The 10,219-nt window shown below is 36.1% G+C and carries 8 protein-coding genes; all 8 read right to left on the bottom strand.

Annotated features, from left to right (window positions below; all coding sequences use genetic code 11):
• Window positions 1-1,030, bottom strand: a 1,030-nt coding sequence (locus Q0L68_RS11230) for a nitroreductase family protein (protein ID WP_296702986.1), incomplete at its 3' end; no start/stop codon positions are given.
• A complete protein-coding gene (locus Q0L68_RS11225; RefSeq protein WP_296702984.1) occupies window positions 1,027-2,481 on the bottom strand; it encodes a lipopolysaccharide biosynthesis protein in 1,455 nt (484 codons plus the stop codon). The genes Q0L68_RS11225 and Q0L68_RS11230, both read right to left, overlap by 4 nt.
• A gap of 39 nt (window positions 2,482-2,520) precedes the next feature.
• Window positions 2,521-3,126 carry a DapH/DapD/GlmU-related protein gene (locus Q0L68_RS11220; protein ID WP_296702982.1) on the bottom strand — a complete coding sequence of 202 codons (606 nt, stop codon included), beginning with the start codon at window positions 3,124-3,126 and terminating at the stop codon, window positions 2,521-2,523.
• A gap of 62 nt (window positions 3,127-3,188) precedes the next feature.
• Window positions 3,189-4,508 (bottom strand): UDP-glucose/GDP-mannose dehydrogenase family protein, encoded by a 1,320-nt coding sequence (locus Q0L68_RS11215; RefSeq protein WP_296702980.1) that lies wholly within the window; start codon window positions 4,506-4,508, stop codon window positions 3,189-3,191.
• Between the two features lie 19 nt (window positions 4,509-4,527).
• On the bottom strand, window positions 4,528-7,152 hold the full coding sequence (locus tag Q0L68_RS11210) for an SLBB domain-containing protein (protein WP_296702978.1): 2,625 nt from the start codon (window positions 7,150-7,152) through the stop codon (window positions 4,528-4,530).
• A gap of 138 nt (window positions 7,153-7,290) precedes the next feature.
• Entirely contained in the window at window positions 7,291-7,809 is a 519-nt protein-coding gene (locus Q0L68_RS11205; protein WP_296702975.1) for an ArsR family transcriptional regulator, read from the bottom strand.
• A gap of 98 nt (window positions 7,810-7,907) precedes the next feature.
• Window positions 7,908-8,279, bottom strand: a complete 372-nt coding sequence (locus tag Q0L68_RS11200) for a hypothetical protein (RefSeq protein WP_296702972.1) — start codon at window positions 8,277-8,279, stop codon at window positions 7,908-7,910.
• A 4-nt stretch (window positions 8,280-8,283) separates the two neighbouring features.
• The coding region (locus Q0L68_RS11195) for a penicillin acylase family protein (protein ID WP_296702970.1) at window positions 8,284-10,219 on the bottom strand (1,936 nt) is incomplete at its 5' end.

The following is a 10,219-nucleotide window of genomic DNA, read 5'->3' as shown; positions in this document are numbered from 1 at the left end:
CTAAATCTCTTTTTTCAGAATAGGCTACCATTCCTTCGGGATCTGGATAACCAACTCCAATACACATAATCGGTCTTTCATAGGATTCCAAATTCAAAAATTCACTCATTTTTGATTCTCTTTCTTCAATATCAGGCCAGTTTATGGGACAACTAGAAAGACCAAGAGTTTCAAAAGCGAGCATCAAAGACATGTTCGCCAATGAAGCGTCAATGTAAATCAAGTGCCTATCCCTTTCATCAAAATATGCCTCTAAATTCCCAACAACTATGATAAATGTTTGGATGGAATTTGCATATCCTTTTGTCCCCATTGGAAGCAAAACAGCTTGCTCAACCATACTTTTATCATCAATCACTCTATAATTGAATGGCTGTCTATTACATGCACTTGGGGCTTGAATCGCTGCAAGTATGGCTTTATCAATGAGATCACGTGGAACCGGTTTATCCAAAAACCATCTAACGGAACGCCTTTGTCTGCTTAGCTTATAAAAATCATCATAAGAAATCGTTGAAAAATTTTGATGATCTCTGAAATATGGAATAGACGTGATTTTAATTTTAGAGGGGTTTTCCTCTATAAAATCCAGGAATTTCTTTTTCTCCTTATCAATAATTGGATGTGAATTAACAATAGAAAAATATTCAGACAGTACATCTGTAAACCATTTAACCTGCTTATTGTCAGCCTTAGAAACAGAGCTCTTCAAAATTCCCAAATAGCAATCTACTGTCTCGGTAATGTAATCAGCAGCAAAAACATCTCGACGGGGTCTCATCAATAAACCCTTTTCCAGTCGATGGGTATTCCTAACCAACATAAAATAATTAGCCTTTTCCAGTTGAGCGACTTGTAAGTGTTTAACCTTCCCAGATAAAACTCCTTTATGCTCTCTTCTAAATCCTGAATGAAAAACTGCATAATAAAAACTCGAAAGAAACCCGGATTTGTAAAACCAAAAAGGCATACGGTTTTTAACAAGTTTATCCCTTTCAGATCTAACTTTTCTAACTATTTTTTGAATCATTTATAGGTAAGAGATTTTCTGAGTTTAATTTCCAAATATTGCTCCCTGAGCTCTGCTCCCATTAAAAGCCAAACACTCCCTGCATATATTGAAACCATAAAAATTCCTGTCAATAGAAAATATAAGTTGAGAAAGTGGAATAAAAAGTATCCTATAGTCATACTTAAAACCAAAGATATTAAGGTCACTTTCAATGAATTGAAAAGATCCTTATAATTCACATCAATTAATTTTTTGAGATATATCTGGGCAATAAATACACTTATTATCTTATTGAAAAGTACTGCATACGCCGCCCCAATAATTCCATAAAAGTAAATACCTATGCTTAATGAAGGAAGAAAAACAAAAATAGCCTTGAGGAATTGAATCATGAACTCCAACTTCGCTTTCCCCATTCCTCGGATTAAAACTGTATTGCTATTTACCATCATATGGAAAATAACTGACAAAGAAATAATCTGTAATGGTAGAATCGTATCTACCCATTTTGCTCCAAAGAAAATCAAAATGATGGGTTCACCTAAAATAAACAAAACTCCCATTAAAGGATTTATAATCAAGCTATTATATTTTACGACATTTAGATAATACCTTTTCATTGAACTTTTGTCATCCTGTGTTTTACCATAAATCGGGTACATCACTTTATTCATGATGGACATTAGTTGACTCCTAAAGGTATCAGTCAAAACAAAAGCTAAAGTATAAGCTCCCAAAGCTCCTGCACTCAAAAGCTTTCCTATCAATAAATAGTCAGCTTTATTGATAAGGTTATTTACCAAGTTTGTTCCTGTCGTATAAATCCCGAAACCGAAAATATCTTTGAAAGCTTTTTTGGACCATTCAAAACTTGGAACCCAATGAGTGGCACGAAAATAAAGTGGAATAGCAATCACGAAAGTTGCCAATGCATTAAAAACTAGTGACCATACTCCGGCTCCTGACAATGCTAAAATCAATGATAGCGTACCAGAGGCAATAGAAGAAACATTTTCGATGAAGGCCATTTTTTTGAACTCCAAAGCTCTGAGTAATTTCGCCTTATGGACTAAGTTGATCGGACTAGATAATACCCCAAGAGCGAGGACAGGAATGATCTTTATAAGAATAGGCTCATTGTAAAAACTAGCTGCTAGTGGGCTTACAACAAAAACCATTAATTGAAAAATAATCAGTGACCAGCCTACTCCAGTCCAAAATGCTGTATTGAAATGAGAGGACTTGAGTTTTGAATCTTTTCTCTGAATTAATGCAGCACCAAAACCCAAGTCATTAAATACTTCCACAAAGCTTGTGAAAACCAATGCCATCCCCACTAATCCAAACTCATCAGGAAAAAGTATTCTCGCTAAGACCAGTTTTATTATAAAACCAAAAGACTTATTAATCAGAACCTGGACAGAATTCCAGAATACGCCTGAAAGAATATTTTTTTTCTGGCTTTTCAATTCAGTCTATTGATATTACTTTTTGAAACATTGGGTAGTTTATTTTTTTTGAATTCGTGCAGGAATTCCTATCAATGTACATGGTTCTAGATAGGATTTAGTTACAACTGCTCCAGCTCCAACAATTACCTCATTTCCTAACTCCACACTAGGTAAAATTATTGCTCCCGCACCAATTCTACACTTATAACCAATCTTAGAAGCTCCTAACAACATGGCACCAGGGCCTATTTCACTAAAATCCCCCACTTCACATTCGTGGTGCACATGAGCTCTGGTATTTATAAGAACACCTAACCCTATTTTGGTTTTTGGACCAACAAAGCTATAAGGCATTGCGTCAAAAGTATTTGTTTCTATCCCAGGTACGAAACTCACTCCGAATATGCTACCTCCTAATGAACTCAAATACAGGAATAGTTTTTCTCTGTGAATAGGGTTTCCTACTCCAATCACAAATCTTGAATCACTTTTTAAAATATTTATTAAATCAACTTCCTCTAAAACAAGCGATTCTGAAATTTCCGGGTCGAATGATTTAGATTTGTCTTGATCATAAAAAAAAACCTGACTTGACTGAAATCCCATTTTATCCAGTGCCATAGCAACTTCCTGTCCATGTCCACCGGCTCCTGCAATAATCATAGCTTCAATTTCGCCAAAACATAGTTATGCCCTTGAGCAAAGAACTCAAGGGCAAATTTATTTTAAATAGATCCGATGTTATAAACCTCAAAGCCCAAAGTTTTCAGATACTTTTTATCGTATATATTCCTTCCGTCAAAAATCAACTTATTTTTTAAAAGCTTACCTACTACATCCCAACTTGGAATTCTAAACTCCGACCATTCAGTAACCAAAAGTAGTGCATCTGCATCTACCAATGCATCATAGGCATCTTTACAATAGGTTACTTTATCAAAGATGTAATGTTCTTTTGCCTCTTCCATAGCAACAGGATCATAAGCTTTTACTGTAGCGCCAGCGTCTCTTAATTGATCGATAATCACTGCAGATGGTGCCTCTCGCATATCATCGGTATTTGGTTTGAAACTTAATCCCCACATAGCGAAAGTCATATTACTAAGGTCTTTACCAAAATGGGCTTTTACTTTATTTGCTAGAACATGCTTCTGATCATCATTTACATCTTCTACTGCTTGAAGCACCCTTAAATCATATCCATATTGCTTAGCAGTTTTAATGATAGCTTTAACATCTTTTGGAAAACAAGAGCCTCCATAGCCGACACCAGGATAAATAAACTTATTTCCAATTCTAGGATCAGAACCAATCCCTTTTCTTACCATATTGGCGTCAGCCCCCACTTTTTCGCAAAGGTTGGCGACATCATTCATAAAAGAAATTTTTGTGGCCAACATTGCATTAGCTGCATACTTTGTCATTTCAGCAGATGGAATATCCATATAGATTATTCGTTCTCCACTTAATTGAAAAGGCTTATATAACCGCTTCATTATCTCCTCAGCCCGTGTATCATCAATTCCAATAACGATTCTATCTGGTTTTAAAAAATCCTCTACAGCAGCACCTTCTTTAAGAAATTCAGGATTTGAGGCAACTGCAAAAGGAAGATCAGATCCTCTGTTATCTAATGCACTTTTGATGGCGTCTCTCACTTTTTCACCTGTAGTCACAGGTACAGTGCTTTTTGTGGCAACGACTATATAATCAGTCATTTTCTGACCTATCTCATCTGCTACTGCCAAAACATATTTCAAATCAGCAGAACCATCTTCTCCCGGAGGGGTTCCTACAGCAATAAAAGCAACTGATGCACCTTGAATTGCTTCTCCTAAGTCAGTACTGAAGTGAAGTCTACCACTTTTATAATTCCGAACCACGATTTCTTCCAATCCTGGCTCATAGATTGGCATAATGCCATTTCTAAGTTTCTCAATTTTCTTTTGATCGATGTCAACACAAGTAACTTCAATCCCTACATCTGCAAAACATGCCCCTGATACCAAGCCCACATAGCCTGTACCCACTACTGCAATTTTCATAAAATTATGGTATTAAATATTAGTTTAATAATCGATCTACAAGGATTCCTAAAGTCGCTAAACTTGAAGCCAGTCCAATCCACCCAGCTGCTCCCAGTCTATTTCTTTGAGGCTTTTTAGGTACGACAATTTCTGCTCCAGGCTCTAATTCCGGATAAAAATTCAAGCCTAGAAAGTTATGCGTTCGTTTAGCGTCTCCATTTGCATAGACTACATATGTTTTGGACTTCCTAGCTTCCTCTGTGAATCCACCTGCTTTTGAAATATAATTTTTTAAGCTGTTCTTTTTATCGTATCGGCTAGTGGTGGGCAATAAAACTTCACCAACCATTCTAACTGTTTGTAATTCTTTAGGAATCTGAATGATGTCCCCTTCAAGCAAAAAAAGATCATCTTCAGAACCGGGATTTTGCATAATCTTTTGTAAGTCTATACCTACCAGATCTTGTTCTTTAATTCTCACTTGATTCAAAGTTGAATCTTGAAAAAGTGTGTCTCTTGGATTTGAAGATTCAAAAATCCTCATTCTTTCCTGTTCCCTTTCTTTTATTATTCTTTCTTGTTCTTTTTGAGCCAATTTTTTGTCAATTCTTTCAAAAAGCAGTTCTTCTGCTTCATTGATATTTCTATTTGTCTCTGGATTTAAATTATCCTTTATTTCACGCAAAGTTGCTTCCCTTAACTCCTCTTCAGTGGGGCCTTTAAAATAGACCGTTCTTCTAACTAAAGTGGCACCTTTAGGATAAGCAAATTGAGTCAATCCCCCTGCTCTTTTAATAACATCTGAAATTCGCTCATTTGCCCCGGCAATGGCAAAATCTCCAGGGTAAACTACTTCCCCTTGAATAGTAATTAATTGTTCTCTTTCAAAACCGGGGCTTCTCCTTATAAAAATATGGTCAAAAGGCTGAAGTGGTAGGTTCTTTTCCTCTTCAGTTAATTGCAAGTTTGGATCAATGGAAAGAGTCTTAATCTCTGCAATTTTACCAGAACTTGCGTCCCTAACTCTTCTAGCAATCTCAATTGAGGAATTCGTGGCAGACTGCAGAAGTCCTCCTGACCTTAAAATCAAATCTCCTATTGTCATATTTGAAGCATAAGGATAAGCTCCTGGAAAATTTATCTCACCTGAAATTTTCACAAAATACTCTTCTTGAATATCATATCTGCTTGGGATAAAAAGTAGATCTTCGTTTTCCAAAACTACATCTTCCTTTGCCCCATCTAAAATGCCTTTCAAATCCAATGACTCAGCAGCTAAAGTTAAATCCGAACTAGTCCTATAAAGAGTTGCTCTCGTTGAAAAAGCTTCTGGTTTTAATCCCTGCGCTTTTTCTACTAAACCTTTAACCGTCAAATTTCCTTCCTCAAAAGAGTACTCACCCGGACGATTCACAGATCCAGTCACTTGAACTCTATTGACAAATCGATCTAATGCCTCTCCAATAAGGATTTCATCTCCATCTTTTAATGAAAAACTAGTGAATTCTTCTGAAGGGACATCAATAACTTTGCGCTGATTATCCTCTATTCTTCTAACTGTTACCCTATCCCTGTAAGCAGAACTCTGGAATCCTCCCGTATAAATGTAAATATCGTCTAAATGTTCATTCGGTTTTACCTCAAATAAACCTTCCCTTCTTACCGGACCAATTACCTCCACTCGCGCTTGAACCGGAGGAACTATTAATACATCATTATCCTGAAGCGTAATATTTGAGCTTTGATCTCCTTTTGAAAGAAACTCATAGATATCTACTGTCGTAATTAACCGACTATCGCGGTAAACTTGGATATTTCTAAATGCGCCGTTTTCGTTTGGCCCACCTGCAGCATATAATCCATTAAAAACTGTTGCGAATGATGGGAGTGTATAAGTTCCGGGTTTGGTTAATTCCCCAACCATTGAAACTTTGATAGAGCGAATATTTCCTAACCTTAATTGAATAAAAGTATTTGGGTTAGCACCATTCAAACCTGAATAAATTCTTCCCAGTGCAGTTTTAATTCTTGAAGTTGCCGCTTCAATCGTCGACCCACTTAATTGTATAGGTCCTATGTTTGGCAAAAACACTCTTCCTTCAGGGGAAACATTCAAATCAAATGATTGCTGTGAAGCTCCATAAACATCCAGTAATAATTGATCTCCTGAGCCAATCACATAAGATTGAGGCGTTGGGAGGTTTAAACTTGGGCTAAAATCAAGGTTACGATTATGAAATAACTTATAGCCAAAAATCTTCTTCTGAAAGGGGGTTAAGTCATAGTAAGGATCAGATCTTCTAATGGAATCAAAAAGATTTTGTTCTTGTATTCCGTTTATAGATCTACCAGTACCAATGGTGTTATTCCCACTATCTGAGCCAGCTGCTGTTTGCAACTCATTAATCCGCTGTCTCAACTTTGCTGCTTCAGAAGCAGGCATTCCCCTTTCTCTGGCCAAAGCTTCCAATTGGTTGACAGTCAAACCACTTGCTTCTGCTCTTTTAATAAGCTGTTCAATTTGTGTATTGGATAGATTATCCACTTTCAAATTCTGAATATCTGAAAGACTTTGCGCCTGAACGGCCAATCCAATCAGAAAAAAAAGAGTTCCAAAAGCAATAGATCTTAAATCCAAGGTCTGAGTAAAATTTCTTAACAATTTTAAAATGATTTGATTTCGGTTATAAATCATGAAGTAATTTGCAATTAAATTTTCAAATTCAATGCGATACAATTACAGCTTCGCCCTTTCAGTCACATAATTGTACTTAGCCATTGATCTATATTTCTGGCAGATTTATATCCCTGCCTCTTTGTCAAACAATACTAACCCAGATGAATTAATCCTATCTGCTAGCAATGTAAATACCACTTTCCTATCTATAAGGCTCTCCACTCTAGAAGTAAGATGGCTTATATACTCACCGTTAAGACTTTTTCCAGAAACCAAAACATCGATTTTACCAGAGTCTCGTCCTTCTGCAATATCACCTACCAAAACCACCTGTTGTACATCTCCCATCCTATCGAGGATTTGCTCGAGTAGTTTATCTAAGCCTAAATACTTTCGTATAATTTCTTGAATGTTGGAAAAGAAAGGATGCTTTGTATTTGCCTGATATTCAATCTTATTTTTATCAATGTGTTTTTCAAGAAATCCAGCTTGCGTAAGATTGTTTAATTCTTTTCTAATGGCATTGGTAGATTCTCCAAATTCCTCTGCCAAACCTCTTAAATGACTTTGAGTTTTAGAATTGACAAAAAACTTGACCAAGAGTCTTAATCTGGTTTTTGAGGTTATCAATGATTCAAGCATAAAAAATCCCTTTTAAGAGTGAGTAACAAAGGTACTCATTAGAGCGAACTGAAAAAATAATTTGATTATTTTGAATCCTTTCCTTTTAAGAAAATCCATTAGCCTTTATAAATATTATCTGGCTTATTCTTAAATAATTTCCTGAATAAACTACCAGAACAGGCACTAAAACCACCTAGCATAAGTCCAATTACACCTGTGATTGCGGAAAGAGCTACTCCACTACCCAAGCCCATTATTTCTGCCATTTGATCTGGAAGAGAGCTTCCTGTTTGATAACTCAAAAAGACTGTTTGTCCTAACCAACTTAATCCCATTCCAATTCCGCCTGCAAGGAATGAAACAAAAGCCTTTGCTCCCAAAACGGCAGAAAGTATACCAATTAAAACCATTACAACCCAAAACGGAAAAAATGGATTTAAGAAAACCACGATCAATGCACTCAGTATTGTTAGGGAAAGAAATTTCATAGCATTATTTTAAAGTAGTTTGGAAAAGAATTCCGTCCGTATCCTCTTTTTCTCTCAAATTAAAATTGAGGTATTTTCCTTCGGCCCAAATAGGTATAAAATTACCATAATATTTACTTCCTGGATTTCCAGATTGTCCACCTGGGTAAACCCCAAATGCAATGGGTTTATCCGCGAGTTCAACAACCATTCTCCAACTTGCCCCATTCCTCCCACTAGTGGCATTGACAATTCCCGATCCTCCACCTGTATAAACATTTGCAACCGAAAATGCCTTAAACTGTGGTACTAAGTGCTGTATGGTCGTATTCTTATAGTTAGCCCAAGAATAATCACCTTCCTCAGATACCCATTTTTCCATTTCGTCTAACAACATTTGGAAGCTGTTTTGAACATGATTACCTGCGGTTTCCACTTCTCCAGTTTTTTCTAGATCAAATATGGAACCGGAGGGTTCATTTATTAGAAATTGAATAGTCTGGTAACTATTCGGTTTTACGACAGGAACTCCAAATTCATCCCACTCTTGCCAAATTTGGTTATAAAGTTTATTCCACCAGATATAATATAAAGTAGGGGCTTTCTGATTTGGATCTGCATAAAAATCCCATTCGTTTAATTGCTTCAAATAAGATTGGGCTTTTTCATTATCCGAAAAACCATTCCCCAAAAATTGCAACATAGTAGGTAAAACATCCGCAGCTTGTTGATAATAATCGTCAAACTGTAATGATTTCATATCCTCCACTGTGATTTGATCCATCTGCCCCAATTTGCCATTGATTCTCCTATTTCTGTAATATTCATAACTATTGTCAAAAACATAATAGGGATATGAAGGACCCACCGGATGTTGATTTGCTGAAGAAACAAACCCCCTTTCCGGATTCAAAGTACTAGGGTTTTGGTCATTTGGAATGTACCCTTGCCATTCCATTTTTGGGTCAGACCCATCCATAAAAAACTTTCCTTGTTCTGGCCATTTTAATGCAAACTTTCCTTGAATTCTCATAGCTATATCGCCAGACCTAGATGCAAAAACAAAATTTTGTGCAGGAGCACTGTAGCTATCTAATGCCAAATTATAATCTTCATGATTTTTACCGGCATTTAACATTAAAAAAGTCCTTTGTTCATTAGAACCCATATGTACCGTCCATTTTAAAGCGAAATTGGCATCTTGGCGATTTCCTCTAAAATTTTTATCATACATAATAGGCCCATAATGAGTATAAACCACTGTATCCAAAAAATCATCTTGTCCTTTTATTTTTATCTCTTCTATTCTAAAAGTAGTTTTTCTCCATTCCTCCCCATACTTATAAGATGTTCTATTTTCATCTTGAAAAGTGATTTTATACCAATCTCTTGCATCTTTTGTGGCATTTGTTACTCCCCAAGCTATGTTTTCATTAAATCCAGAAATTATCCCTAATGCCCCAGGAAGTGAAGCCCCTTTTGTTGAATACTCTGGCGTAGTAAGCTGCATTGAATACCAAATTGAAGGTAGATTTAATCCCAAGTGCGGATCATTTGCCAAAATAGGATTTCCGTTTTTTGTTTTCGATCCCGAAACTGCCCAATTATTAGAACCAATTCCCTCAACAGGTTGAGGTAAAGGATCTATTACTAATTCATCATTTGGGTAATTAATGCTATCTGGTTTCGAAATCTCAAGAGGATCAAAATCCCAAACTTTTTCAATTTCAATAACTGGTTCAACTTCATTTGGATAATCAGGATAAAGCTTATCCAACATTTGAGAACCTAAAATTTTCCTCAAATTTGAATATTCCAAGTCTCTATCTCCCACTAACATGTCAGACATGTATTTAAGTAAAAGAAGCGATTTGTAAGGAGTCCATTCTTCAGGTTTATAATTCAATATTTTATATTCAACTGGAGTTTGACCTGGGCTAAGGCTTTCTATGTACTGGTTA

The sequence above is a fragment of the Algoriphagus sp. genome, assembly GCF_024642405.1.
Lineage (GTDB): Bacteria > Bacteroidota > Bacteroidia > Cytophagales > Cyclobacteriaceae > Algoriphagus.
Note: the sequence above shows the minus strand (reverse complement) of the source record. Positions and strands in the feature narration are given on the sequence as shown.

Excerpts from the sequence above, each read along its gene's own strand:
- Q0L68_RS11220 (WP_296702982.1), bottom strand. The coding sequence starts at position 3,126 with ATGATTATTGCAGGAGCCGGTGGACATGGACAGGAAGTTGCTATGGCA.
- Q0L68_RS11205 (WP_296702975.1), bottom strand. The coding sequence starts at position 7,809 with ATGCTTGAATCATTGATAACCTCAAAAACCAGATTAAGACTCTTGGTC.
- Q0L68_RS11200 (WP_296702972.1), bottom strand. The coding sequence starts at position 8,279 with ATGAAATTTCTTTCCCTAACAATACTGAGTGCATTGATCGTGGTTTTC.
- Q0L68_RS11215 (WP_296702980.1), bottom strand. The coding sequence starts at position 4,508 with ATGAAAATTGCAGTAGTGGGTACAGGCTATGTGGGCTTGGTATCAGGG.